20 protein-coding genes are annotated in these 25,957 nt (G+C 58.3%); 9 read left to right on the top strand and 11 right to left on the bottom strand.

Going from position 1 to position 25,957, the window contains the following annotated elements:
• Positions 1 to 172: 172 nt before the first annotated feature.
• Positions 173 to 958 carry a hypothetical protein gene (locus tag ACT3HL_RS13770; RefSeq protein ID WP_445087347.1) on the top strand — a complete coding sequence of 262 codons (786 nt, stop codon included), beginning with the start codon at positions 173 to 175 and terminating at the stop codon, positions 956 to 958.
• Positions 959 to 1,006: 48 nt separating this feature from the next.
• Here the strand turns inward: ACT3HL_RS13770 and ACT3HL_RS13765 are convergent, their stop codons facing one another.
• From ACT3HL_RS13765 to ACT3HL_RS13720, 10 genes are all read right to left on the bottom strand, one after another.
• On the bottom strand, positions 1,007 to 1,384 hold the full coding sequence (locus ACT3HL_RS13765) for an HNH endonuclease (protein WP_445087346.1): 378 nt from the start codon (positions 1,382 to 1,384) through the stop codon (positions 1,007 to 1,009).
• Between the two features lie 6 nt (positions 1,385 to 1,390).
• A complete protein-coding gene (locus ACT3HL_RS13760; RefSeq protein WP_445087345.1) occupies positions 1,391 to 2,149 on the bottom strand; it encodes an RPA family protein in 759 nt (252 codons plus the stop codon).
• Positions 2,115 to 3,200, bottom strand: coding sequence for a replication factor A (locus tag ACT3HL_RS13755; protein ID WP_445087344.1), 1,086 nt, complete (start codon positions 3,198 to 3,200; stop codon positions 2,115 to 2,117). The genes ACT3HL_RS13760 and ACT3HL_RS13755 overlap by 35 nt, the downstream gene beginning before the upstream one ends.
• Before the next feature lie 436 nt (positions 3,201 to 3,636).
• Positions 3,637 to 5,229 (bottom strand): AAA family ATPase, encoded by a 1,593-nt coding sequence (locus ACT3HL_RS13750; RefSeq protein ID WP_445087343.1) that lies wholly within the window; start codon positions 5,227 to 5,229, stop codon positions 3,637 to 3,639.
• A 277-nt stretch (positions 5,230 to 5,506) separates the two neighbouring features.
• A complete protein-coding gene (locus ACT3HL_RS13745) occupies positions 5,507 to 7,363 on the bottom strand; it encodes a hypothetical protein (protein ID WP_445087342.1) in 1,857 nt (618 codons plus the stop codon).
• Entirely contained in the window at positions 7,363 to 9,687 is a 2,325-nt protein-coding gene (locus tag ACT3HL_RS13740; protein ID WP_445087341.1) for a helicase HerA domain-containing protein, read from the bottom strand. The genes ACT3HL_RS13745 and ACT3HL_RS13740 overlap by 1 nt, the downstream gene beginning before the upstream one ends.
• On the bottom strand, positions 9,684 to 11,318 hold the full coding sequence (locus ACT3HL_RS13735; protein WP_445087340.1) for a DUF7139 domain-containing protein: 1,635 nt from the start codon (positions 11,316 to 11,318) through the stop codon (positions 9,684 to 9,686). Before ACT3HL_RS13735 ends, ACT3HL_RS13740 begins: the two co-directional genes overlap by 4 nt.
• Positions 11,311 to 11,802 carry a hypothetical protein gene (locus ACT3HL_RS13730; RefSeq protein ID WP_251331496.1) on the bottom strand — a complete coding sequence of 164 codons (492 nt, stop codon included), beginning with the start codon at positions 11,800 to 11,802 and terminating at the stop codon, positions 11,311 to 11,313. The genes ACT3HL_RS13735 and ACT3HL_RS13730 overlap by 8 nt, the downstream gene beginning before the upstream one ends.
• Positions 11,799 to 11,987 carry a hypothetical protein gene (locus ACT3HL_RS13725; protein ID WP_199710303.1) on the bottom strand — a complete coding sequence of 63 codons (189 nt, stop codon included), beginning with the start codon at positions 11,985 to 11,987 and terminating at the stop codon, positions 11,799 to 11,801. Before ACT3HL_RS13725 ends, ACT3HL_RS13730 begins: the two co-directional genes overlap by 4 nt.
• A gap of 113 nt (positions 11,988 to 12,100) precedes the next feature.
• Positions 12,101 to 12,766 carry a hypothetical protein gene (locus ACT3HL_RS13720; protein WP_251331494.1) on the bottom strand — a complete coding sequence of 222 codons (666 nt, stop codon included), beginning with the start codon at positions 12,764 to 12,766 and terminating at the stop codon, positions 12,101 to 12,103.
• Positions 12,767 to 13,088: 322 nt separating this feature from the next.
• On the opposite strand from ACT3HL_RS13720, the gene ACT3HL_RS13715 reads away from it, so the two are divergent.
• From ACT3HL_RS13715 to ACT3HL_RS13700, 4 genes are all read left to right on the top strand, one after another.
• Positions 13,089 to 13,655 (top strand): hypothetical protein, encoded by a 567-nt coding sequence (locus tag ACT3HL_RS13715; protein WP_445087339.1) that lies wholly within the window; start codon positions 13,089 to 13,091, stop codon positions 13,653 to 13,655.
• A gap of 124 nt (positions 13,656 to 13,779) precedes the next feature.
• Positions 13,780 to 16,104 carry a hypothetical protein gene (locus ACT3HL_RS13710; protein ID WP_445087338.1) on the top strand — a complete coding sequence of 775 codons (2,325 nt, stop codon included), beginning with the start codon at positions 13,780 to 13,782 and terminating at the stop codon, positions 16,102 to 16,104.
• A complete protein-coding gene (locus ACT3HL_RS13705; protein WP_445087337.1) occupies positions 16,101 to 16,604 on the top strand; it encodes a hypothetical protein in 504 nt (167 codons plus the stop codon). Before ACT3HL_RS13710 ends, ACT3HL_RS13705 begins: the two co-directional genes overlap by 4 nt.
• Positions 16,601 to 17,335 (top strand): DUF192 domain-containing protein, encoded by a 735-nt coding sequence (locus ACT3HL_RS13700; RefSeq protein WP_112077718.1) that lies wholly within the window; start codon positions 16,601 to 16,603, stop codon positions 17,333 to 17,335. The genes ACT3HL_RS13705 and ACT3HL_RS13700 overlap by 4 nt, the downstream gene beginning before the upstream one ends.
• A 69-nt stretch (positions 17,336 to 17,404) precedes the next feature.
• Here ACT3HL_RS13700 and ACT3HL_RS13695 read toward each other — a convergent pair whose 3' ends face one another.
• A complete protein-coding gene (locus ACT3HL_RS13695; protein ID WP_112077717.1) occupies positions 17,405 to 17,659 on the bottom strand; it encodes a hypothetical protein in 255 nt (84 codons plus the stop codon).
• An 11-nt stretch (positions 17,660 to 17,670) separates the two neighbouring features.
• On the opposite strand from ACT3HL_RS13695, the gene ACT3HL_RS13690 reads away from it, so the two are divergent.
• The 4 genes from ACT3HL_RS13690 (at position 17,671) to ACT3HL_RS13675 (ending at position 25,917) form a co-directional block, all read left to right on the top strand.
• Positions 17,671 to 18,207, top strand: a complete 537-nt coding sequence (locus ACT3HL_RS13690) for a hypothetical protein (RefSeq protein ID WP_120083793.1) — start codon at positions 17,671 to 17,673, stop codon at positions 18,205 to 18,207.
• 250 nt (positions 18,208 to 18,457) lie between these two features.
• Positions 18,458 to 22,732 (top strand): hypothetical protein, encoded by a 4,275-nt coding sequence (locus ACT3HL_RS13685; RefSeq protein WP_256309281.1) that lies wholly within the window; start codon positions 18,458 to 18,460, stop codon positions 22,730 to 22,732.
• Between the two features lie 603 nt (positions 22,733 to 23,335).
• Positions 23,336 to 25,471, top strand: coding sequence for a phage NrS-1 polymerase family protein (locus ACT3HL_RS13680; RefSeq protein ID WP_256309282.1), 2,136 nt, complete (start codon positions 23,336 to 23,338; stop codon positions 25,469 to 25,471).
• A 113-nt stretch (positions 25,472 to 25,584) separates the two neighbouring features.
• On the top strand, positions 25,585 to 25,917 hold the full coding sequence (locus ACT3HL_RS13675; protein ID WP_256309283.1) for a hypothetical protein: 333 nt from the start codon (positions 25,585 to 25,587) through the stop codon (positions 25,915 to 25,917).
• Positions 25,918 to 25,957 lie beyond the last annotated feature (40 nt).

Below are 25,957 nucleotides of genomic sequence, written 5' to 3'. Positions count from 1 at the left end.
TTTGCTGACGTTATCAAACGTACCGTCCGAATGTTTCTCTCGTAGAGGGGCAACTAGAAGAGATCCATTCAGTGAGTCGGCCCATCGAAAGGGGACCCAAGACTGTGAATGGTCGAACCCCGTGCTCTGATTTATATACCAAGACGAAGGAAGGGATGCGTGTAGAACAGAAATGACTGCACCCTCCAGTGGGAACGAGTCTCCATTCGACACCGCCCCAGACGCACCCTCCAGCGAACCGAAGTACTCGCCGGTCTCCGTCTCCGCGCTCCACGCCGCAGTCGGGCAGCGAGGCCTCCCGCCCGAATACCTTCCCCTCTCTGTCCGTGCCCTTGACGAACTCCAGCTCGCGCTCTCAGCCGCACACAACGGGAACTTCCTCACACGCCAGCTCATCGGACAGGCAGACCGCTCGAAGTACCTCGATGTGCAAGGCTACAGCCCGAGTGATGGCGACGATGACGAACCGGTCGGCTCCGAACTCGAAGCGATTGACAACGCCGACGTGGGCAATCCGTCAGCCGGTCGCGGCCCCGCCCACTTCGACGACATTCTCTTCCTAAGCGGACCGTACGTGCGAACGCTCCTCGAGGATGCACTGGGATACGCCATCCCCGAATTTGTCGGGCCAGTTGACCGTTACACACTCACACCGTGGGCCGAGCCGTCGCAACCGCCAGTGGAAGACATCCGAATCGAGGTCGTCCCCACCGGCTCCGAACCTGGGCCCGAGGAGAAGCTCATCGCTGGCGTCGACACCGATGCCGTTCGCGCTGAACTCGTCAGAGTCGCCATCGATGCGTTCAGCATCTACAGCAGTGAACCCGGATTCATGCATACGATTGACTCTGTCCCCAGTCCGACACTCGCCGTCCGTGCAGCGCCCCACGACGACCTCGTGATGGAAGAACCGGGGCCGTACTCGGCGCCGATCCCCGGCGCGATCAGGCACAACTAATCTGATTTGACCAGGTAGGTGAGCGGAGACAGACTCATCCGCCCATGACTACCGAATCACACGCCTGAGAATGCGGAGAGCCACTCTGCCGACTACTCGGAGGACCCGCAGGGCATTGTGTTCGCCCTCATCGTACTGACTCCCGGTCGGGTGGCCGTGGATACCGTCGTGACAGTACTGACAGACCGTCACGAGGTTCGCCAGATGATGCCACCCGCCGTCACGGAGTGAGATTAGGTGGTGCGCGTGGAGAGTCGCCCCGCCGTCGCCGGCGTGAGGTCCACTCCGTCGCCCACACTCTTGACACGTGTAGTTATCGCGTTCGTAGACGGCCTTCCGGCGAGCGTCCCAGTCAGGCGGATACTTCTCGTCGTGACTGCTGGGATCGTCGTATTTCGAGTTGATTCCGGAACTACGCCCAAACATCACTCGTTAGTCCTCGATCAATGTTTCCCGTTCCAGCTCTTCGCCGTCGACGTCGTCACCCTTGGCTTCGGCTTCCTCAAGACGCTCCTCGATCGTCTCCGCGTCGAGCTCCGTCGCAGATTCGTCACCATCGAGGAGGTTCTGGAGCGCGAACGCCGCGACATGCGCGAAGTACGACCCATCATGGCCGTACTGTTCGCGAGCGAGTGCGGCTACCTTCGGGGAGGTCTCCCGCGCCGACTCGACACGCTCGAGTGTTCGCCGCGCTGCCTCGAATACCCAGATATCGCGCGTACTGATGTCGACGACACCGACGTCCTCGGGGACAAGTGAGACATTAATCGCTCCGTCGTCGGTCTTGTACGTCCGGGGCTTGCCGATGACCGCGAGGAACTCGGGTGGCTGAATCTTCTTTAAGTTCTTGAGTGCCTCATGCTGGTACTGCCCGGCGTACACCCAGAACGTCCCAGTCGGGTCGACGACACGCACTCGAAGGTACTCCTGGTCGTCGGTTCCGACATCCTCGACGTCCGTGACAGTTCCCATGACACACACTCGGTTCGCTCGCACTCCGGTAGGGAGTGCAACGTAAACCGGGGCACGCTCGTCTTGTGAGGTCTTGAACGTGTATGTCGCTTCGTTCAGCTCGGCGGCAAAGACGTGCTTCGCCACCTCGCGGTCTGGGACAGTCGTCCCCTGCTGTGATTGAGAGTCGCTTGTTGCCATCTTTTCAGTCGCCTCCAAGACCGCCCGCGTGTGCATCATACGAGCGCGGGAGATCCTCGATGGACGCAGCTGTGAGCCCCGGCCCATCGTAGTTGTGTTCTGCGAGCAGTTCCACGACTGCCTCCTGGTAGCCATTCGAGAACGCCCTCTCCAGTGTTTCTTCGACTTCCTCGACCAGGAGATACCGCCCGAGCAGGGGGCCTTCGACGGTGAAACGCCGCCCGATCAGAATGTCAGTGAAGCGGTCGGAGACGACGGTGAAATCCAGCGCGTCGGCCGCCAGCTCCTTGGCCTCCTCCAAGTCGATCCCCGTGACCTCCTCAGTGACGCCATGAGTGAACAGGCATTCCTGGGCCGTGTGCCCATCGTCGATGACCGCTTTGATACGCAGGTCGAACTCGCCGTCGACGGCGCCGTGTTCGCTGCACTCACCGCCCGTGACGACGCGAGTGCAATCGGAAGCCGAGCACCGCTTGATGAGTCCAGACTGCCCCTGGATAGCGACAAAGAATCCCTCGTGCGTCGTGATCATCGTCCCGACATCTGTCACGACTTCCGCGCTATCATGCGCGTGCTCGATAATCTCGCTACGCGAGTTGATTTTCACCGAATAGGAGCCTTCGTACTCCTCAACGACGACGTCTTTGAACGTGTAGGTCGTGTCTTCCTCGATGTCTGGTGGGTCCGACTTTGCCCACGCGGTAAACTTGAGCCGTCCGCTCTCATCGCCGATGAGGCCGACCTGGTGGATAGACTCGTGCTTCGGTTCCCAGAGTTCGACGACCTTCGCGCGAATTGTGACCCACTCGTTATCGGTGGTACACTCAGCAAGAGGGAGAGGATCGTCGGTCGTTCCCCGTTCACTATCGCGTTGAGCCGCCCAGAACGCGTCAGTGTCGATGCCCACCTCTTTGAGAACGTGGCCTCGAACACTCTCGAACGCCTGGGTCCTCGGCACTCGATACGTGTTGACGTAGGAGTCGAAGAGCGTCGCGAGCGCGTCGACGTCATACTCATCAACGCAGTCATCCGGCAGATGGGGAGCCAACTGCTCATGGAGTGACTGCGCGTCTTCTCGGAGGGGGCTCATATGATCTACGGCCTGAACTACGCTTTCTGGTAGTATAAATAAATCCAGCAAATTTGGGTGTCAGCGCTGTTTTTTGGGCCGATACCCCCGGAATCCCGCCACTCTTCAACACGTCACCTTACCGGCGTGTCGCCACCAACTGAAACAACGTCCAGACACGGATGGAGGTGTGAATGTAGATGCAGAATACACTTCGATAGCGGGGTGTCCCACCTTCGACTGCCGTCTCGCAGTCGAGAACAGGTCGACCCTCTACCGCAACCGCTCGATACACAGCACCGCGAGGGGGAATGAGTGCGTCACTGCTGTCCTACGTAACAATCTGTACGACTACAATACGAAGCGTAACGTAGGGGAATTAGCGATGTCACGTTCGCGCTGTGAGGTCCGGGCAGTACGGGATGAAGTGGAGAGGACCGATAGGTAAGAAGCGCTTCTACTGGTAGCCGATGGCCGAGTCGTCGGACCCGCTGTCATCATCTGCCTTCGAACGGACGGCGGCATCCGGATCTCGAGGGTCGTCCTCGTCGTTATCTCCGTCGTCGACGGTCGGGAGATCGTCCGTCTCGGGTTCCAGCTCTGTCGCTATTACTTGGAGGTCCTCAGTCGATGGGAAGTCGTCACGAGTCAAAACGCGAGCATCGCGGTCAGCCGCGTTCCGTCGGGCCTCGTCGACGAGGTCAGCGAGATCCGCTCCCGTCATCCCAGCCGTATGCGTCGCGAGATTCGCGTACTCGGCATCCGAGAGCGACGACGGCACATCGGTCAAATGCGTCCGGAGGATGGCGGTACGGGCTTCCTCGTCCGGGAGGCCAATCTCAAAGTGTGCAGCCAACCGTCCCGGTCGAAGGATCGCCCGGTCGATATCACCCGGTCGGTTCGTCGCCGCAACCACGATAGCCTCACGGTCCTCGTGAGTGAGCTGCGCGAGAAATTCGCTGGTCACCTTCCGGTCCTCAGCATGCGAACCCTTCCCTGAGTATTCGCGCGCTCCGAACAGATGTTCGGCTTCGTCGAGGAAGATGACACACGGCCCAATCTGTTTTGCCTCGTCAAACAGCGTCTTGACCCGGTCACTGCTCTCGTTGATCCACATCGACGTCACGTCCGCTGGAGAGAGCTCGACGAACGGGACAGTGAGTTCGCCAGCAAGCGCTCTCGCGAACATCGTCTTTCCCGTTCCCGGCGGACCATACAGCATGATGCCGCTCTCAGGCTCGACACTGAACCGCGAGAAGCGGTCATCCCCATCGCGATGCGCCAGGAGGGGTTCGAGGACACGGCGTTCGAGATCGGCTTTCACGTCATCGTAGCCGCCGATGTCGGTGAATCGCTGCGGCGGGTGCTGCCAGTCGTACGTCAGGTTCCGTAACTGTACCTCGGACGGGCTACTCTCGGTCGAGGAATGAGTCCCCGGCGTTCCGTCGGTAGACACGTCCTGGGCGACGACAGCATCGTTCACCTCGTGACTGCTTGGACTGGGATCCCTGTCCATGTTCGTGTTCCAGGTCGAGGAGGGAGAAGTTGGACCGGAGGGGATTCGTGCTCGCTCACGCTCATTCTCCTGATCGTTTCGCCGCTTGTCCGTCAGCGTGGTCGCAACGTACGTTCCGGCGATGACGGCGAGTACATTCCCCGTAATAAGCGGAACCGTGAGCGCGTCCGAGTAGGCGTCGCCGGACGTGCTCGGGAGGAAAGCGTTCACCCCAACGAGCAAGAGCGCTAAGACGAAAAACAGCAGTCCACTCACCCCGAGCGGGAGGTACAGTGGTCGCTTGAGGAGCCAAAGGGCGGCGAATCCGGGGATGAACAGCAGGCCGTACACCGCAAGTCCCGCGACGCCCGTCCAAAAGGGATCGAGGACGAGTGGTGCGACCGCCCACGCCCAGCCCATTACGACAGCCGCGATGAGCGAGGCTTCGATGAGGCGGCCACGCCGACCGTAGGTGGGAAAGCCGTCACGCTTTCGGACGTATCCGTAGACGACGTCGGCAGCGATGTAGGTAGTTGTGGCAGCTGATAGTGACATGTGTTGATTTCGGCGATGTCTTGCGTTGTTTGGGTGGGGCGGTCGGTTGTTGATTCGGCGTTTTTTCGAGCGAAGACACCTGTGAACCGCGTGAAATTCACAGTCGAACAGAGTGACTCACGTATTATATCTCGTGATGGTATATAAGCCTACGTGCGATCAGCAGATCGTCAGCAGGCTGTTTACAAGGGTCTAAGACACCCGAACGGTTCGAACACGAAGACAAAGTCGCTTACTCCTACACGTCCATTCCAAAACAACTAGCGGCGGGCTAAAGCTACAGCCCTCCGCCGTCGTCGTTGTTACCTTCATCACCCATTTCGTTGGGCTTGGACGCCTTCCCGCCAGATGCCCGGCCGAACTCCGAAGTGATCATCGGCTGGGATGACCGACGACCCATAGAGTGTGCGAGATACGAGTTCCCACCGACACCACCAGTCATTGCGGCCACGCCGGTCCTCGTCGTGAACGCCCCGGCCTTGACGCCAGCTTTGCCCACAGTCTTACCCATGTCGGCTCGGCGCTTCCGGACTGACGTCGCGTCGACCTGCGACTGTGCTTCCTCAACACGCTGACCGGCATCGCGCTGCTCAGCCTTCGCAGACTTGTACTTTTGTGTGAGGTTAACGGCCCGAGGGGCCCCGTCCGTGCCCACGTAACTCATCTTCACGTCATTCGTGTCGGGGTCGGTCTTGAATTTCGGCGTCTGTCCTTCGACGGGCTCGGCGTCAAGGAATCTCTGCTCTTTCGCCTCGGCCATATCCATGTCGCGCGACGCCATCGAGTTCTGGATGAACTTGGCCTGCGAACCGGCCGCTTGTTCATCCTGTTGCGCCGCGTTCAGGGAGGACTTCGCCTTATTGAGCTTCTGGGTTGTCCCAGCATATCTGGAACGCTGAGCTGCCTTCTTGCCCGCGACGTTCTTCGCTTTTCCTACCGCACCCTTCGCCCTGGTCGTCATCCGACTTGCTAAGCCCGACCCACCTGCACCCACGTTCGCACTTCCGGCGCCTCCGGCACCTGCACTCGAGGCAGACGCAGACGCGCTACTGCCTGATGCACCACCAGCAGTTCCACCGGCTGCCGCGCCACTACCGCCGCTACCGCCTGCTGCACTGCCAGCCGCGGACGCACTGCCGCCTGCTGCACCGACAACGGCGCCACCGACAGCCGCCGTGACAGCCAATGTCGCGACCGAAGCGGCTTCACCAGCCCCAATGGGCTGGCCGGCCCACGAAATGAGCTTCCAGATCGTCACGATGAGCAGGACTGGGAAGAGAAGCATTAGCGCGAGTTCAGCGAACACAAGGCCAATATTCCCAATAATGCCACTCTTTGCGGTCTGGAGAATCGCGCCATGCTCAATGACCTGGAACGTCAGCACAATAACGGCGATTACAGGGCCGGCTAACAGGGAAAACACACCCATCCGCATGAACGTCGCGCCAACGCTGCCAACGGACTTCAGCGGGCCGCGCCCTGCGAACCAGACAACCGCGAAGAACGGAGTCCCGATGTAGGCCATCCAGATCATGAACCAGCGCAGGAGCAGGAAGAATATCGACAGTAACAGTGCCAGGATTGCGAGAATCGCGGCGACTATCGAGACGATGAACTTCAGCACCCACACACCGAATGTGGTGGAAGCTCCAACAAGCCCGTTCTCGTACCCATAATTGACACCACTACCCGGGTCAAGGTTCAAGATGGCAACCGTTACAGCGTTTGTCGCATCAATCGCGAACCCCCATGCAGGCTGGGAGATGCCAATAAACAGCAAGATCATCACGACACGGACGACGAGATCCAACAACCCGGATTCACGGTCTTCGCTGAACGGCCACGCGATGAGCGCGAGCGCGATCATTATCGGAAGCAAGACGAGCGATATCTCGAACATTCCAGTCCACGCGTTGCCCGCCGTCGCTGAGTCATACGGGTTCGGGACCTTCAGCAGACCCTTGATGAGTTCGTCCGTCAGTGCCGTCGATAGTTCGGTCGCAATCGCGTCAGCCGTGTCCGCGATCCACCCAAAGAGCGCCTCCGCTATCGCCTCAGGAAGGTCACCCAGCCCGAGTTGGAGGGGGACGAACGTCATCAGCAGGAGCGGTTCGACCGGTATCGCCATCGCCATTAACGGTCACCAGAGCCGGATGTCAAGGATTTCGTCGTGTCGTCGTCAGCGATACTCTCGGACTGTTCCTGCGTCGTTCTGTCTTCTGCGAACGCACTCGACAGTTCCATGTCCAGCTCCCGATTCGACACCGGAGGCATTTCGGACGTCTCGAAATCGGGCTCCGCATTGGAATCAGCTTCACCGGAGCGCATCGGTCCCTCGATTTCCTCAATGTAGTCCCACGGGTCGAGATTGTCGTCGATCATGTAGTGCTCGAAGTCACCGGAATGGATCTCGAGACGGCGGCGCCCGTGCTTTGTCGTCGACAGCAAACATCCGGAGTATCCGGACTCCTGTCCACGTGGAGCCGATTGGAGGTACTTCACCTCAGCCGGAGAAAGATCGAAGTACTCCTTCGTCGCGTCCGACACAGACTGTGCATAGAACAAGAGCTTGATGTCGCAGTTCTCATAGATTTCGCGGCGAGCGTCCGTCCGCATGAACTCGTGAGCCGTCTGACTCATCAGGGTGAGGCCCGCGTCGTAGTGGCGTGCGTGCCTGATGAAGAGATTGATTAGATCCCGCGTCGATTCACGCCCCAGTAGGTAGTGGGCCTCATCGAAGGTCACGTCGAAGCGATCTGGCGACCGTTTGGCCTCGAGGTACGCCCACTGGAGCATCGCATGGAGGATCAGCGGCATCTCGCCTGTATCGGCAAACGAACTCATGTCCATCACGACGAGACGCGAGTTCAGTTCGAGGTTTGTTTGGCCGTTCAGGTTCGCGTTGATACCACCTGGCTTGAACGACTCGAACTTTGGTTCCAGCGCCTTCGCGACCTCCTGGTGCTTCTTCGAGGGCGTGATTACTGCCATCGGCACAGAAATGTGCGTCTCCGTGACTGGGTTGCCGTCCTCGTCGAGAATGTCCAACTCTTGGAAGTGCTCGAGCACCGCCCCGTCGACGAGGTCCGATTCGAGCGCCTCCATGAAACCCCCTTCTGTGATGATTTTCACACCCTTGATGAGATCGTCGATGATGGGTGATTCGTTCGCGTAGGTGTCGTACTCGCCAAGGATGATCCCCTTCGAGAGGTAGGCGTAGTGCGTCGCTTGGATGAGCATCCCCTCTTCCGCAGCAGGGAGCCCGCCACGGTCTTCGTAGTGGGTGTTCAGCATCTCTACCACGGAACGCACCGTGAGAGGGTAGGTGTCCTCGGACGCTCCAATCTCACCCGTGGGTGCTGAGATGTCCATCGGATTGACTTTCTGCGACCCACCAAAGCGGATGACCTCACCACCCAGTTTCTTCGCGAACTGTGGATAGTCATCACCCGCCGGGTCGAACAAGATGCACTGCACCGTGGGGTCGGTCAGCAGTCGGCGGTAGATTTCGAGTTTCCTAGCGTAGGACTTCCCAGAGCCAGTTTTCCCCGAGATGGTCATCCCGAATCCGGAGTGGGCGTAGCGGTCGAGGATTACTGGGCGCGATGTGTCGTCGAAGCCCATCATGATGCCGTCTTCGTCGTAGATCGGCGGCTCGACGAGGTTGAACAGCGTCCCAAGCGCCTCGAGCTGGATGGGGTGGACGTTCTTGATTGTGTCCGTCGCGAGAGGGACAATAGTCCCATTACCCTCGATCTGTTGGTGGTGCAGTACCGTTGTCTCGACGTCCTGTTCCGCGAGAATGGTGTCAACGCGCTCGCGCATCTCGTCGAGTTTCTCGTGCGAGTCCGCGGCAAGTTCCATGTAGATGGCGATGTCAAAGACCTTCGTTGTCCCGCGAATCACGTCTTGAAGAATCCGTAGGAGGTCCTCGCGCTCCAATTCCTCTTGGTGGGTGTCCGTCCGACCCTTTCGGGACTTGAGCGTGAGCGCCGTCGTGGTCTGCGTGTAGCGGCGCTGGAGCTGTTTACGTGTCTTTGCCGGATCTCGTGGTGTAATGTGCAGCGAGAGGCGGAGGTTTACGTCCGCGATAGTAAGCGGTACGAGCCACCCGAGGTTGACTTTCCGAGGGAAGGCCGTGACGGTCATGATTTGCGTGACCTTCTCTTCACGGACTTGGAACTCAGGGTGGCGCTCCATTGCTCGCGGTGCGACCAGCTTCTTATCAAGCGTCTCTCGCTCTTCGAGGGATTCCGTAGGAGAGACAAGCGGAACTTCTTCGGCCTGGAGCTGGTAGGCCGCCCACTCGATGTTCTTCCGGGTAGCTTCCCGATCGAGGAGTTCTAGGTATTCGAGTGCGACCTGGGTTTCCTTGCCGGAGAGATCGTCGATCGGAATACGTTCAGGCTCGTCTTCCTCGGGTTCGTTCTTTCCGAGGAGTTTCTCAAGGGGATTCATTTTGTAACCTCAGATTCATTTTCAGTCGTCCCGGGGTCCGTGGTGTCAGCGCCAGTATCAGCATCGGGGCCCTCTATATCGACGCCGTCGGTGTCGACCTCGACAACACCGATGTCAGTGTCACGACACTCATCGAGGTCAACGCCAGCGTCTTCATCGTCAGTGTCATCGACGGGGATGGAAGGAATGCCTGCGCCCCCGCCGTCGGTCGCCACATCAGACGCGTCGGGGTCAGAAGCGACTACTAGGTTCGAGAGGTCCACCTTTTGTCGCGAACGTACCGCGAGGACGACAGCGATGAGCAGCGCGAAGATGCCCACCGCGTACACCTCAAGCGTGAACGTGGTCACAGCGGGATTTGAGTCCCAGTCTTGGGGATACGCTCCAAGGAACATAGTGAGTGCATAGCCTGCCGCTGCGAGGCCGGCCACTGCGAGTCCCTTCGTTCTTCGCTCCGAAGGGAACAATACGACAAGACTCAGCACGAATCCAGGCAGACTCGCCGCAGCCGTCGCGAACGACACGGTCCGAGCCAGCCAGTAGATGTCCGTACCGCGTTCGGCGATATTCATCGACCAGATGAACGTGGCGAACGCCCCCACACTGAGTATGAGGCTTAGGAGGCCCAGAAACACACCCGCGTAGACCGCTCGCGGGACGACTGGGAGTGATCCGTGTCCAATAGGCCCGATATTACGAGCGTACCAGCTCAGGATACGCGATTCTGCGACGCGCTCAACGGAGTCCGGGTGTGCGTACCCACCATCACCAACCGCCGCCAGCGGGTCGGAATCAAATTCGGAATCTGGTTCGGGTTCGATTTCGGGATGTCCGTCGGAAGCGCGATCGAACTCGTAGTCACCATCCTCATTCGCCTCGGCCTGTGCCGCTTCTTCGGGAGTATAGGCTGCGTTGGCGACCTCCTGTGCCCTATCGGCCGGGAGTGAGAAGCTACCTTGCTCGAACGAGATAGGTGGCTTCTCTCCGTGATAGACTTCGTAGAGGACCTCAAGGACAGCCGGGCGAGTGTCCAGAATCTCGGCTTCCACCTGCGTCTGGGGGAGCTTCGACGCCACACGCTGGGCGCGGGCTTTCACTTCCTCGATATACTTGGCTTCGTCGTCGACCTCAACGTCGTTCCCGCTAGGCATCAACGACTGGATCTGGGCCTTGAGGCCATCGTCAGCCTCCTCATCTTTAGCGACTGCAACCGCGAAGTAGAAGTCGCGGTCACGAATTTCCGCGACATCGACGACGCCCCGGAGCCACTCAGTGTGGTACTTTCGGCCGTAGTCGAGCAGCGGCGACTCATCCAACGGGTCAACATCTTCCTCGTCGTCGCCCGAGTTGATGAGCATATTTTCGGCTCCCTCAAACTGCTTGAGGTAGGGTTCGGGATCGTATGCCGTCGTCATCGAGAGGATCTGTGTTGGAAACTGAACCCCGCGCAGGAACGTCAAGAACGATAGATAGAGGCTTTCTTTGCGTTCTTCAGAGAGGATTAGCCAGTCTCGAGGCTGTATCTGCATCACCATCGCATAGGTGGTAGGCGTTTCCACGACGCCGCCGTCACGGACATTCTTGAAATCCATGAGGTCCAGCGTCGAACCGGCGTCTTCGTATTCAGTCATTTGTTTGTCCTCCATACGTCGCGATCGGCCAATCCGTGTCAAGGCCGTCGTCCGAGTCCGTTGGTTCGTCCGTCTCCGTCTCCGCACCTATCTCGTCAGCATCATCACGAACTCCGTCAGCATCGGCGACAACTGGCTTTGGGCGTCGCGTGATCCACGCCTCAAAGGGTTCATGATACGCGAGATCGTCCTTGTTAGGCTCCGGAGGCTTCCAGACGTAATCCGTTCGCCCACGCAGGTGCCGTGCCATCGCTGCTGCATATTGCAGAGGGCGCTGTCCCGGCGGAGTGCGGCTATAGATGAACAGTCCCACGAGGAATCCGACGAACACCAACGGGAGCGTCACCAGCAGCGGGAGACCGATAGTGTAGAGTATAAGCGGGAGAATAAGGGGCGGCCCCATCGATTCGGCCAATTTGCGGGCCGAGACACCGAACATTTTCGAGGCGAGAAGATTAGATGCCACCGGTACGTCCTGGCTCATTTCGCCACCTCGTCAATCTCGGAGTCACTGTCACTCTCTGCTTCGGCTTCGGTATCGGCCTCAACGTCGCGTTCCGCTTCGATATCGGCGTCCGATTGATCAGGGGCCGAAACCACATGCTGGGTTCGGAGTGCCGGCGGCCACGTTCGTTCAGCAGCGAGAAGTCGCTGTTCGGCTTTCAGCATCATCCCACGCCAGGTCAGCCCGAGACCTTTCCGAACCGAGTCTAACCATTCATACTCCTCTTGAGATGGGATATTGATTCGCGTATTGTAGTCCGAGGGACTCGACGGCCGACTCATCGAAAATCACCGCCGTATTCGTCAGCGTAGCCCTCGTAATCATAGCGCGGGTCGACGATATCCCACTCGTCGCGGTCGCCGGGGTGTCGAAGCACATCTTCGACATCCTCGTGTGCGTCCGCGGGGTGAAGTGTTTCGCCGCCTTCGGCGGCCTGTGCCGCTTGGGCATCCCAACGTTTGTATTCTCTTTCCCGGGTACGTTCGGCCGCAACCGACCGCTGCACATGGTTGGAAGAGGGGGTACGATTCTCCTGCACCTGAGCGACGGCAGCACTCACGTCAAAGTGCCCGGCATCCTCATCGTCACGGTTGCCCTCACTATCGACGTCACTACTGCCGTTCGCGTTAGCGTCCATATCCGTATCTGTGAAACCAGACAGTGGGATTTCGGTCGTTGAGCGAGCACGTTGCCGTTCGCGAATCTGCTCGTGCAGTTGCTCGGTGACATTTGTTCTCTCGGCAGAAACGCCAGCGTGGTCACCCGGTCGAGAGTATGCGAGTTCTGGGTGTAACTCAACGAGGGCTTTGAGGAGGTCTATACTTTCTGCGTGTTTGGCTCCCTCAAGGAGGACGCCGCGCCATATCATCCCGTGCCGATCACGGAGATCGCGTAGGCGGTCAGCTTCTTCCCGAGAGTACCAGTCGACTTGAATTTCAGGCATGGGAGGGTGCTCGCATTTCCAGGCTAGAGGAAGGGCCCTGTTTGGAGCTCACCGGACAGACGCAGTCACCCTCGCACGTATCGTCACGTGCAGGCGACTCGCGCTCGTCCTGGAGGGGCGAGCCATCACTCAACGTACCGGTGAGCGACTGGATTTTTGCAGGACTTGCCATCAGCCGTCATAAGCAGCAGGCAGTTAAGGACTTTTCAAATCTACAACAACTGTGGTGAATGTAGCGCATGTGGAGGGTGTGAGTAAAGAGAATATTTAGTCGCAGATAGCCTCAGATTAGCCACTCCAAGCGTCGTCGGCACCGCTGGCGATGACAGAACACCATCTCATGAACCCCCTCCAACTAGAGGCGCTTGAACTGTTTATCAACTGGCTCATTCCCGTCGGTGGAGTACTGTCGGCAAGTACCGATGTTGCCTATCTTACGGGATCATACATTCGAGAAATCACCGGCCCACTCGTACCACTCGGAGGGTATCGGGCCATCTCCACGTTCACGCGTATACTAGCAGAACTCGTCGGGTACAGCCACGGTCCCCTCCTATATCCTGTCGTTGATACTGCGGCGAGCGTACTCCTGTATACCGACACCCACACACAGCAGGCATCGGTTATCCCACTCCAGAGTGGCCCCGACCTCAGCACACTTATTTCCGATCTAAAGGCCGCTGTTACACTCCCTGGTTGGGTCGGGAGCGCACTCAAGTGGACGGGTCTTATCACGCTTGTCATCGGCATAATTGCGTACTTCATCAGCCCGTCCATCAACAACCGCCGTCGAGGGTTCGCGATGGCAACAACCGGGTTCGTCCTCACAATCATTGGGTTCGCCTTCCCGATCTTCATCAGCCTGATTCACTATGTCCTCTCAGGCTGATTCACGTCGGGACGGAGAGACTGGATCGGTACACGAGGACAGTTGGGCCGATAGGCTTAGAGGACGTATATACGCCTTCTACGCCGCGTGTGCAGCGAAACTCACTACCACAACTAGTGTGGGGATGAAGGCCACCGCGAACGCTTTCCGGGGCTGGTCACACGGATTCCGCATCCTCGTGACGGTACTTTTAGCGACCAGCCTCGTGATCGCACCCGTCACCGTTGTCTACGCTGCAGGTATCGGCCCAATCTATGACATTCCGAGTCCCGAGCCTGGCGTCGATAATACCTACGACGAAACCTATCGTGTCCTCGCGAACAACGACGTGGATGTCGATCCCGCGGATGTCAGTTACACCGGCTACTTCGAGAACGACTACCCGGCCTACCCAGTCGACCTCGGGCGGGCTACACTGTCACCCTCGCAATCGCTTCGGTATTCCACAACAAGCGATGTCTACATCACGGACCTCTCCGATTACAACGCGATTCCCATCCAGGATGAGTGGAAACCCTACTCCAGCATGCCGTTCTATACAGAAACGCAATTCATCAACGTGCATGAGAAGAACACCTACGACGGGCCAAAAAGTAACGACGGTGAGTGGTTCGTGCGTGCTACTAACCAGTACGGTGAGTGGCGGCCCGTCTATAACGCCGACGTGAAATGGGATCCAGACGCGGAAGAACTCTACGTCTCAAACCCTGACGACGCCCTCGTTCACCAGGCCAAGCACGAGAGCATCATCTCACGGAACCTCCACGCGGCCGAACAATACACGAAGTACGCACAGGACTCAGATCGGATCGCCATCCCGAAAATGAACGGCAGGGAGCTTTACCCCACCTCGAGCGGCGCGAGTATGTCCCGAAAATGGGGGCAGAGTGACTTCAATACAGTCCGCGAGTCATGGGTCGGCATCAACGACCTCTTTGGCGGTGCCTGGTATCGTGACAGATACGTTTCCGGGTCGACCCCAACCCGAGGTGCGTACGTTCCCTATGATCACCGAGCCGTTGCCCCAGCGGATTTCAGTCGAAGTGCAACGTGTACGAGATCGCACACGCACGGAAACAGTACTCACTCACACACCTACCCGAAGACCGAGTGGGCCGAATACGATCTCCTCAATTCGACGGCGAACGTCACGTCCGTCCGACTCGATCGTCCCGGATTCACGGGCGAGTCCGAATGGAACCGATTCGGTAAGGTAACCTGGATCGCGATTGAATCTATATCGAGTAAGAATCTCGAATATCCTCGAGGGGAATACACCCTGACGGCGACCCTCGAAGTCACCAGCGAAGTCGAAACTCGGTGGGGTGTCACCAGCTCGAAGTGCAGTGAATGGTCGCGAACGAGTGTGAGCACGAACACTCACACGACGAAATACAGCGTCCCCGTCACCATCACGGACTGGGATTCCCCGAATCTCGAGATCGATGTCGCTCACATCGACGGCGCTGGTCACGACCGCCTCGCCGTGAGGTGGAAGGGCAATCAAGACTTCCCGAGCGACCCCTGGAGAAGGATCAGTGTCAATATCGACAACAAAACCATCCACCTCACCTCTCCGTGGCGGTTCTACGGTATCTCCCGCAACGACGAGGTAGAAGTCCTCACCGGAGGCGGGTCAACCTCTCATAACGCGACGCACACCCACAACGACCGCTGGCCTGCCATCTACCGCTACGAGACAGGCGTCGCCAACGTCACCGCCGCTTTCCCACAGAAGGGTGAAGACAACCAAGTATGGGGATACACGAAAACCGTCGATAGCCAAGTTTCGACGACGCTCCCGGGAGCACCACTTCCTGCCAACGTCAACGATCCCGATAACGATCAGCCGACCGACCTCTACACACATCACGTCATCGACGTCAGATCGAGTGACCTCGACACAGGTGAAGCTGTCACCGTCGACGCCTCGAATCCGTTCGGTGCTCCACTCGACGGGAAGACAGTCTCCGGCGAAGACCAGCTCGAAGTCTATAGCCAACCATACGAGCCAACCGTCCTCCAGATGACAGATGTTAATGTCTCATCTACCGGCGCGGATCACGATGGCGTCCTCGTTCTCACGGACACTGACGGCAACTCCATCAAAAATAAGGAAATCACTGTCACCCAAGATGACGGAACGACATCGACGGTTACGACTGACAATAATGGCCGTGCCAAGATCGCGTGGGACGGATCGGTTCTCCGCGCTCGCTACGACGGCGACGTGTTTTGGTCACCCGGCGACCCCTACTACAAGGGTGACCGACTCCTCTATATCCTGCCGCCCTCACCCCTCGATTTCGAGGCCGTTGGCGCAGTCGGGGAATACATCTCGGCATCAATCAGTAATGTTCTCATCTTCGTCGAGTGGCTCGCCCTCGGGATCTTCGCCGTGTGGTGGGTGCGGATGCGTCGTCGCACCAGCAAGGGGAAATCAGGATGAGCAAGGTTAGTGAATTTACTGAGCCCGCAATCGAAATCCTCGAAATCGCGACCATTATCGGGCGCTACGGAACCCTCATTGCGCTCGTCATCGGTATCATCGGCTGGTGGGGTTACGCGAAAAGTCCTCGAGCGATGGCCCGCTTCCGGGGGATGGCCGTCGGTGGCGGAGCCGGCTACATAGCGATCGTCGCTATCGACGTCATCTACGAGGTTCTCGTGTTCATCCTCGGAAGCAAGTTCCTCCCGGATGGGTGGCCCTACGGCGCCGTGACCGGCGTTCACGAAAGCAACCTCTCCCAGCTCGCCACCGCTCTCAGCATCGTCCTCCACAGCCTTGGCCTCGTCTTATTCATCATCGGTGTGACGTGGTGGGCGTTCGGCAGCCGCGATTCGCGTGCCGAGTCTCGCGGCCGTCGTGGGATCGTAATGGGGCTTACTCTCATCGGTGGAAGCATCGGAGGCAACGTGTTCAGCGTTTTCGCGTGGATTTTGCTATGACCGGCAACGGCCAACGCCCGGACGCCGGAAGAGATTGTGATGGAAATCTCGACCGCAGGCAAGAACAGGGATTTGATCAGGAGCAAGAAGAGTACGGCCCCACGAACCAACCGTTGCTCCCTGAAGACACAATCGCTCGGCGAATTGTTGACCGTCTCAAGAACCCCTGGGTCATCGCTATCCTCATCGTCGTTTTCGTACCGATGGTCGTATGGGTCGGCTATACTGTTCACGCAGACCTGACTTCTCCCGATTACGGGACTGCGACCATCTACGATGAGAGCGGCGACTACCTCGCGTCCGTCGAGGGAAATGTCGCCGCCACATGGCGAGAACAATACACCGGCCTCTCGAATACTGACTCCCTCGAAGATGGTCACGGGATGATTTTTCTCCACGACACAGAACGAGAACGCACCTACGTGATGCGGGACATGGCCTTCCCCATCGATATCATCTTTATCGACAAGGAGGGGCGGATCACCGTGATCCACCACGCTGAACTCAAAAACAGGGATCCCCTCACAGAGTACCGGGGCCAGTCGAAATACGTCCTCGAAGTCCCCTACTACTGGACCACCGAGAACGGCATCGACGTCGGTGATACCGTCGAGTTCCGGTGGGGCCCCCCGCGCACCGAAACAGGTGGGATATCGATAGCCTCCAGTAGCGGCCCTCACAACGATGTCCCGATCAATTCGAAACGCCGCCCGACGGCCAGCTCTCCGTAATACCGTGCTACGTCAGTGGGGAAAGGAAACCAGCGTGAAAAAGAACATGTTGTAGGTGGGTCGTTCGTCTCAGTCTGAGTCGCTAGGATGTGCGTCGGACATTGACGGAAGGTACTTGTTCTCGATCATTTCAGCCTGTGGGAAGTCGATTTTTTCAAGGATTTCGTTGATCGCTTCGTCGTACGACTTCTCTATCAGGGGGTTGTCGTTCTTGTAGGCGGTCAACCGCGTATGCGTATCCCGGTGGAGGCAGATGTTGATCGTCGTCTCGGGGTCGCGGTCGGTGTTATCACTCGAGGTGGGCTTGGAGCTGTTTGTTGGCACTGCAATCACCTATGGACAAGGAGGCACTGGAGGGTGTTCCAAGTCCAACAATTAGGTGTGCTATTGGTAACCACATAACTGTTCCGGTGAAAACCCCCGTAATCCCGCCCGTTGACACCCTGAAACCGCCGTTCTACATCTGCCACATTAGATGTAGTCTACTCTTCTTTATAATAGATTCTCACCTCTTCCCGGTGGGTAACATGAGCACCCTCCGAACAAAGAAACTCCTGAGAAAGCACAGCACATCCCTCGTCTTGGGAATCCTCGTCCTAGTCGTTTTCGTGGATCCAGTCGCCGCGCAGAGTGGGCCCCCAGCCGATTTCGAGGGTATCATGACCAATCTATACGACACCGTCCTGCTCGTTCTGAAGTACGCTGGCCTCGTGGCTCTCGCCTTTGGCGCGATCGTGTGGTTCACTGCCCGGAAAAACTCCGACCGCGCTGAGAACGGGATGTGGCTCATGATTGGTGGAATGAGCATGACGATTTTCTACTTCGGCGTCACGATCTTCGTGGCTGTCTTGGAGTGGATCGCCACCCCGTAAACCGTCTAGACGGGCTAGACGGTACGGACGCCTTCCCCGCTCGCCGCTCGTGTCCGAATTTCCAATTGTGGGGAGAATTAGGTCACAATCCAGTAGCGGCTGAATCAAACGACACAACACAATCCAAAATGACAACAAACAGTCCAATAGTGTGCCTATCTAACCGAATCGCCCGATGGGTTGGGACGCACTCGACCGTTGTACAGTGTCGGCGGAGGGGTGTGTCTACTCGCAAGAAGATGGTGGGCCAATGACTCCCCCATCCACGGACCCCAATCGGGACGATCATGAACAGGACACCCTCCACGATCGCATCAACTCTTTGTCGTCAACGCGCGGAGAAGACTCGACCGAATCGGGACGGGACCACCCCACTCAGAATCAGGAAGAACCGACCAACTTTGACCGCGTCCCTCCGACCGAGAACGAGGTCGATCAGGAGAACGAAGAGCGTGAGGAGCAACTCACTCCCTACGAGGTCAAGGGCACGACTGGGCCGGGAAAGAAACTCAATGATCCGATCGAAGCCCGGCCATATATCCACATCTCACCCGCCCGTGAGCAGGTCACACCCGGGAACGTCATCGCGGGGCTTTTTGGCTTGTACCGGGCGGGCGTGACGAGCACTTCGCGGTTCAATCTCAAAGCCAGCCTCGGCATCAAGGACTACAAGAAGACCTTTGAGTTTATCATCCACAAGCCGCGGAACACGAAGCGATTCGACTTCTATATCTCCGTGACGCCCTACGAGGCGACTGCGTTCAAGACGCTCGCCGCAAACGTCGCCGCGATGTATCCCGAGTCCTTCGAGTTCGAGATCGTCCCGTTCAACCCCGTCGCGGCGTTTGACTCAGAAGACGGGAACGCCCGCGTTGGCGGGCGACGTATCGCCTCGCTCGACGACATTATCGACCTCGAGAACCTCGCTGGCTTCGAGGACCCCGAGGTTTTTGTGGATCATAGTATTGGAAGCGGGCATGATCTTTCTTCCGAGCAGGCTGAAGAACAGCTCGTCAGGGAAGGCGTTCCGCTCCGTCCCGAGGAAGTCCGTGAAGAGAAGCGTCCCTCGCTCGTCCGGTGGAAAGGCATTGCCTCAAAAAAAGACGACTGGATGACGCTGCTTCGGCCGTTCAGCGATTTGGCTATCGACAGCGACGACCAGTATCGCTCGCCGCTCAGTGTGCTCCTTGAGCAGGCCGTCCACACCGACGATCCGTTCATCTTCCAGGCCACCTTCAGGCCACGCTCTAACTGGACTAGTGAGGCTGAAACCCACAAGCGGAACCTCAAAATGGGCAACCACGGGACGCTCTCCGCGTTTAAAAACGAGTTTGCCCGGCAGATGTTTGGAACATCCGACCAGGAACGCCGAAACATCCACCGTGGAGACATCTCCGAGCAGGTCGGAGGGTCCGTCAGCGCCGGCGATGATGACAAGATCACGGGGTCGCGGATGGAACAGATCGACCGCAAACAACCCACCACAACGTTCGACCTCACACTCCGAGCTGCTTGCGACGAACAGACTGTCCAGAGTATCTCAAACGCGTTCACGTCGCTCTCGGGGCCATATTATGGCATCGAGGGGGAACTCCTCGGGTTCAACAATAAAGAGTTCGCCCGCCTGTGCCACGCCCGTCAGGCCAGCATCAGCGGTTTTACCGGGCGCTTCAGTAAAGGTGACCCACTCATCTGTGCCTCTCCCGACGAACTCGCGAACTTCGTCGTCGTCCCGCACACGGACGCCCTCCCGCGAGCCTCGCGTGGGTCATCGGGCGGGTCACCCGACGCTCGATCGCCACTCACGGCAACAGATGAAGACCTGCTCTCGCAGTACGATTACGGAATGCACATTGGATACGCCGAGACCGCCGTCGACAACCGGCGAGACATTCCCATCCGTCTCAGTGCAGAGCAGCTGACGCACCACATTCTCCGCGCAGCGACGACGGGCGGCGGGAAGACAACCGCAATGGTCAACGATGCGCTGTCGGCCTATCAATCGTTCGACGGCCCCATCTTCGTCTTCGACCGGAAAGGTGGGACGATGGCCGACGAGTACAAGAAAGCACACTTCAAGCAATTCGGCAACCTCGATGACGTCCTCCACGTCCCCGTCCCGGGGCCGAACGACGAGGTGCTTGCTTTCCCGTACTTCGACATTCGACCGCAACTCGCTGCCGGCGTCTCACGCACGGTCGCCGTCCAAGAGAAAGTTGACCGCTACAACGAACTCCTCGTGTACGTGCTGGGCCGAGAAATGACCCAGCAGGCGTTCGTCGCCCAAGAGATCCTCAACAACCTCATCAAGGCGATGTTCGACCCCGTGTACGGCCGGGACGCATGGCCCATCCAAGACCTGTTCCAGGTTGCCTACGAGATGCAGCAGGGGCAACTCCCCGAAGTGAGCGACCGGACGCTTCGCCTCGCTCTCACGCGGCATCTCCACGCCGACGAGCAGCGGTTCCAAACGTCGATCGATGCTGTGATGAACCGCATCACGAAGCTCGCTGAGCGGAGCTTTGTCTGGCGTGTCCTCAATTTCGTTCCCGAGTGGAACGGCGAGAAGGGCTGCTACGCCAACCAATCGCCGATGTTCGACATCCAGGACGTCCTCGCCTCGAAGAAGGTCGTCCTCGTCGATACGGGTGACCTCCGGCCCGCCTCGAGCAATCTGTTTACCTTCATGCTGCTCGACTACATCTGGTCGGGCGCTCGTCTCCGTCATCGACTCAGGAACACCCCGCCGGTCGAGGATGGATACGTTATCAACCTCATCATCGACGAAGCTGCGGCGATGCTCCAGTCCGAACTGGTACGCGACGACATGATTCCTGACGGGCGTGAATTCGGTCTCTCCCTCGAAGTCATCGTCCACTTCGCAGAGCAGGTCAAGGCCGATGCCCTCGACGTCTCCTCGTACAAGGAAATTCTGCGGAACATCAATACGAAACTCATCGGGAAACTCGCCGTCGACGACGAGCTCGTGATGACGCTGTTCCACGAAGGCATCGAGGACGAGGAACTCGTCGACCGGATCACGTCGCTCCCGCGTGGAGAATGGGTCGCTCAACTCCCTGACACCGGGTTCATGACCGATATCCCCGAAATCGTGACGATGCTCCCCGTCGATATCCCCGACGGTCACAGCGATTCTGACAACCCCGTGATCAACAAGACCGTGTCGACGCAGGGTCATGTCTTCAGCGACATCAACGCAGAAATTACCCGTACAACGCGGCGTGACCACTGCCTGCTACCCGGAAGCAACACCGACGCTTCCGACGAGCAGCTCTCAGCCGAACACAGACGCGGCATCAACGGTAGTGAAAATAGCCAGAATCGTGACTTCGAGATTGGCGTGTCCGGCGAGAACCGAGACGCAAACGGCGAAGGCAAGAAGACTGGGTCCAACCCTCAGACGCAACTCGGCACGGGGAGTCCAAACACCCCCAGCACAGAGGGACAACCCCGATCGAACGAGCACGGCGAACAGGCCGAATCAGGAGCTAGTCGAGTTCCCGCAGACGACCTCACAGACGATCTCGGTTCACGCCGCCCGCCGCGAGAGACGAACGATGACAACGAGACCGATGGCGGGGTTCCACGATCAGCTGATGAAGGAGACAGTAATCTGGGAGATCGAGTTGACGGCTTTCTCTACGGTGGAGTTGACCCTAGCTCCGAGGATCCGTCCAAAACCGACGATGCAGACACCGACGAGGAGAGGGGAACAAGTGCCGACAATACAGACGATCAGAGTGCGTCTGATGCCCCCAACGAGAACGCCACTGAGAGTGCCGACAAAAAGGATAGAGAGACTCGAGAAGGTATAGATAAGAGTCTGACAGTTGAAGAACGCCATTTCCTGACCGCGATTGTCACCACAGTCAACGGCAACCACCCTGCCTACGACGTTGTGAACTCGATGGAGAGGATAAAGAATCAGTTTGATGAGGTAGACGAAGAGAAGCTCATCGAACTCGGCTACCTCGAGAAGCGGACCGAAAATCTGCGGGTCTACTACACTGTGACTCGCGACGGCCAGCGAGCGTGTGGAGCGAAGGTCGCTACCGGCGAAGATCAGGGCGATGTGAACGAGAAGACCTACCACAAGGTGATGGTAGAGGCGTTCGCTCGCACACTCGCCCGTGACCCGAACAATCACTATTTTGTTAAAAAATATACGCCACTTCACGGGACTGATGTGAAGCCAGACGTGGTCGGCTACGATGGCAAAGATCCCGTCATTATTGGAGAGGTCATCTCAAACGTCCATCCCTCGCTGATGGTCAAGCACTATGACGACTTCAACAGGTTCGACGTCGAGATGAAAATCTGGATTGTGCCCAATCTATCAGTCGCATGGGATATCACTCGAGCCCTCGCAAATGCTGGCCGGATCGACGAACTGCCCCCCAAGAGAAGTAAGCGGACCTACGAGAAGCTCACCGAAGCCATCTGGGGTGAAGATGGTAAGTGGACGTTCGTCGGCGCTCCAAATCTCCTCGATGATCTCGACTAGTCACATCCACGCATTCGCACAAAGTCCGCGCACGACGCGCACGAGCAGTACGGACGCTGTACCCCGCAAATCCGCCTTTTCTAACGCCCCTTCAGCGTCAGCACTTAGTGCGCGCGTTCAAGGCGTTTTAGAGGCTCTAAAACGGCATTTTGAGGTTCAAAGCGAAATCACCGGGTTTGCGGGGGTTTCGAGTGCTCGCAACTTCGCGCAAAATTCGCGTGTGACGCGCATCAGCAGTATGGGAGCTCTATCGTCAGAATCCGCCTTTTCTAACACTCCTTCAGCGTCAGCACTTAGCGCACGTGCGCAAAGCGTTTTAGACAGGCTATCAACCAACCAGATCGCTCCATTCGACACCTCCGGAGTGATTTTACATAGTATTGGATACGGGAGGGAGATCATTCGCTCACAATTCGTGTGCTGTCTGTTGGTTTTCGCCCTGAGTCGGGGAAAATCGACGAAATCGGTTTGTCTCGCCCGACGAAACGAGGCGACGAGGCGGACTGACAATAGGTAATATCCATGCCAAAAGTAGACGTAGCTAAAGACGGGATCCCGGACAAAATCCGCACTATCAGGAATTGGATTTGCTGGCGTGAAGGTATGCGTGACGGAAAATCTACCAAGATTCCGACTAAACCATATCGGACGAGTGGTGACATTAATGCCGACGTTACCAACCCCGAACATCGCCGAGACTTCGACACCGCCTGGGATTCACTCAACGACTCTCGCGTGAACGCCGATGGTCTGGGGTTCGTCTTCAGTGACGACGTCACCATCGTCGGTATCGACCTCGATAACTGTCGTGATTCTGATACTGGTGAAATCAAGGAATGGACGCAAACAATCATCGACAAGGTCGACTCATATACGGAGGTTTCCGCTTCCGGGACTGGTGTGCATATCCTCGCAAGTGGGAAACTTCCGCCCGGCGGAAACCGGAAGGGCCCTATTGAGATGTATGACTCCGGACGGTACTTCGCTACGACTGGTGCTCACGTCGAGGGAACCCCCACAGAAATCCGGAAGCGTCAGGATGAGATAGAGACCGTTCACCGCGAGTTCATCGAGGATGGCGTGAGACCAGGTGGACAGACGACTCTCACCAGAGGGACAGAAGTTGAAGATTCAGAAAGCAGAGGTGACGCGGATGGTCGCCGCGGCATCGAGGCCCGGGCGCAGCAGAGTGCGAGTTCGCTCATTGAGCGTTATGGAGACGCCTTCAAGAGCATCCACGACCCCGCAATCAAGGAGGCCCTCGAGCGGGTCGCGACGAAGTACCTTCCCTCCAAGTGTCCGAGTACGTTCGCCGACCTCGCGGGACCCGGTGTGGACCTATCAGATCAAGAGATACTCACGCGGATGTTCGACTCTCAGGGAGGTGACCGCAGGCAGCGTCTCTACGAAGGCGACGCCTCGATGTGGGGGTCCCATGACGCCGATTATCCAAGCCAGTCCGAGGCAGATATGGCGCTCGCTCACAACCTCGCGTTCTGGACGGCGAAAGACCCCAAACGGATGAACGCACTGTTCGAGGAATCCGGCCTGCACCGCGATAAGTGGGAGCGACGTCACTACGCGAGTGGCGCAACCTACGGCGATGTCACGCTCGCCCGTGCACTCCTCCGGGTGGACGATTACTACGAAGTCCCGAGCAAAGATGGTGTGAAGTTCTCGAAGGCCGATTCCAACGGCTCGGATTCATCGTCATCCTCGGGGGCGGACGACCACGATCTCCCGCCGATGGATTTCAAGATTGGCTCCGATTCCGAGCCGTCCGAGACTGTCAACGCCGCTACGGACGAGACAAACCCACTGCACAGCGAAGGGGCGAACGGGGGATCCCCCGCCGTCAATACCGATGTCCATCCTAACCTCGAGGACGACGAAGAGTTCATTCCCGTCAACCCCGACGAAGATGGCGACCCGGCAGCAGTCGCTGACGCCTACGCAACTAGGCAGGAACCGGAACAGGGGAACAGCCACGCCCGGGCCCATAGTCATGACGCCGCTTCGTCGACGACCACACCCAAAGGTTCCACGACAGCTGGGACAAGTGCTGATGATAGTCCTGTCTCAGGGCAGAGAACGGCCGGGCCAGGGGCCGCGCCGCCGACGACGGATGGTCGCGAACCCGCTGACCCGCGTGGGGTGGACACCGATTCCGACCTCGACGAGAGCACCCAGCGAATGATGGAAGCGTCCGCTCGCGACGCCGGGCCGGGATGGGAACGCACCGACCCGACGCTCAATGATGACGAGAAGTACCCAGCGGATTGGACCATCGGTGAGATCCGGGGCTACTCCGCGACCGACCAGGCAATGCGTCTCGCTCGTGAAGACCAGCGAATTCTCGCTCGGAAACTCGACCGGCAATCAAGGGAACTCGCCGAACTCAGCGAGCAGGGCGAGGAGAACGAACGCCTCCGGTTTGTCCTCAGGGTCTACCTCGAAACGATGGATGAGCTGATGGAGGAACGCGCTCAGTATCGTACGCAACTCAAGCACCTCGGGGAGCTCTCGAGAGACGCTGCCGAGCTCCCAGACGACCCCGTGAAGCGAGTCAAGCAGATTATGCGTCCGAAGATTCGGCGCGAAGACGCAAAGACGGCAAAAGAGACACTCACAGGAATCGACGCCGTCCTCCAAGAGTACGAAGAGGCGAACGAACGTATCAAGGCCGAAGAACGCGAACGACGCAAGAAACAGGGCTTCCTCTCGCGTCTCTTCAGGTAACGGCGCTGTTCCGAACTGTTCGGCCGGCGGGCTGATCGCGCCGTTCGTTCCGTGTGTACCCCCGCTCCTCGCAGCGTGAGTATTGGACCCCAAATGGGGGTGAGGGAAGTGAGATGTACGACAACATCAACCCCGATGAGCGGCGTATCGACAGCGATTTCAGCAGATCAGCGACCGAAGCCAAAATTGAGCCGCGAGAACCCGTGAGCGTTCAGTTCAAGACCGGCGATGGCCCCGAGTTCAGGAAGCCCCACCATGACCCACATGGCGAGACGTTCGCCGCGGTCAGCCATTCCTGGGCGTCGTGTGACGGTGGGTGTGGGATGTCGGGCCTGGTCCCGACCACGCTCCTCGAAGATGCCGACGGACTGACCGGGTGGCCGCCATTCGACATCCTCTGCGAGGCGTGTGCCGAAGCTCGCGATCGCGACGACTACACCTTCTAGTCGTCGAGGATGTGAACGCGATTCTGTACGTACTGCTTTC

This window comes from Halobellus sp. GM3 (assembly GCF_052545375.1).
The sequence above is the reverse complement of the archived record's forward strand: the minus strand, read 5'-3'. Positions and strand labels throughout refer to the sequence as shown.

What these genes read in the sequence shown, in the direction of transcription:
- ACT3HL_RS13770 (WP_445087347.1), top strand. Translation starts at nt 173, where the DNA reads ATGACTGCACCCTCCAGTGGGAACGAGTCTCCATTCGACACCGCCCCA.
- ACT3HL_RS13765 (WP_445087346.1), bottom strand. Translation starts at nt 1,384, where the DNA reads ATGTTTGGGCGTAGTTCCGGAATCAACTCGAAATACGACGATCCCAGC.
- ACT3HL_RS13760 (WP_445087345.1), bottom strand. Translation starts at nt 2,149, where the DNA reads ATGATGCACACGCGGGCGGTCTTGGAGGCGACTGAAAAGATGGCAACA.
- ACT3HL_RS13755 (WP_445087344.1), bottom strand. Translation starts at nt 3,200, where the DNA reads ATGAGCCCCCTCCGAGAAGACGCGCAGTCACTCCATGAGCAGTTGGCT.
- ACT3HL_RS13750 (WP_445087343.1), bottom strand. Translation starts at nt 5,229, where the DNA reads ATGTCACTATCAGCTGCCACAACTACCTACATCGCTGCCGACGTCGTC.
- ACT3HL_RS13745 (WP_445087342.1), bottom strand. Translation starts at nt 7,363, where the DNA reads ATGGCGATGGCGATACCGGTCGAACCGCTCCTGCTGATGACGTTCGTC.
- ACT3HL_RS13740 (WP_445087341.1), bottom strand. Translation starts at nt 9,687, where the DNA reads ATGAATCCCCTTGAGAAACTCCTCGGAAAGAACGAACCCGAGGAAGAC.
- ACT3HL_RS13735 (WP_445087340.1), bottom strand. Translation starts at nt 11,318, where the DNA reads ATGACTGAATACGAAGACGCCGGTTCGACGCTGGACCTCATGGATTTC.
- ACT3HL_RS13730 (WP_251331496.1), bottom strand. Translation starts at nt 11,802, where the DNA reads ATGAGCCAGGACGTACCGGTGGCATCTAATCTTCTCGCCTCGAAAATG.
- ACT3HL_RS13725 (WP_199710303.1), bottom strand. Translation starts at nt 11,987, where the DNA reads ATGCTGAAAGCCGAACAGCGACTTCTCGCTGCTGAACGAACGTGGCCG.
- ACT3HL_RS13720 (WP_251331494.1), bottom strand. Translation starts at nt 12,766, where the DNA reads ATGCCTGAAATTCAAGTCGACTGGTACTCTCGGGAAGAAGCTGACCGC.
- ACT3HL_RS13715 (WP_445087339.1), top strand. Translation starts at nt 13,089, where the DNA reads ATGACAGAACACCATCTCATGAACCCCCTCCAACTAGAGGCGCTTGAA.
- ACT3HL_RS13710 (WP_445087338.1), top strand. Translation starts at nt 13,780, where the DNA reads ATGAAGGCCACCGCGAACGCTTTCCGGGGCTGGTCACACGGATTCCGC.
- ACT3HL_RS13705 (WP_445087337.1), top strand. Translation starts at nt 16,101, where the DNA reads ATGAGCAAGGTTAGTGAATTTACTGAGCCCGCAATCGAAATCCTCGAA.
- ACT3HL_RS13700 (WP_112077718.1), top strand. Translation starts at nt 16,601, where the DNA reads ATGACCGGCAACGGCCAACGCCCGGACGCCGGAAGAGATTGTGATGGA.
- ACT3HL_RS13690 (WP_120083793.1), top strand. Translation starts at nt 17,671, where the DNA reads ATGGACAAGGAGGCACTGGAGGGTGTTCCAAGTCCAACAATTAGGTGT.
- ACT3HL_RS13685 (WP_256309281.1), top strand. Translation starts at nt 18,458, where the DNA reads ATGACTCCCCCATCCACGGACCCCAATCGGGACGATCATGAACAGGAC.
- ACT3HL_RS13680 (WP_256309282.1), top strand. Translation starts at nt 23,336, where the DNA reads ATGCGTGACGGAAAATCTACCAAGATTCCGACTAAACCATATCGGACG.
- ACT3HL_RS13675 (WP_256309283.1), top strand. Translation starts at nt 25,585, where the DNA reads ATGTACGACAACATCAACCCCGATGAGCGGCGTATCGACAGCGATTTC.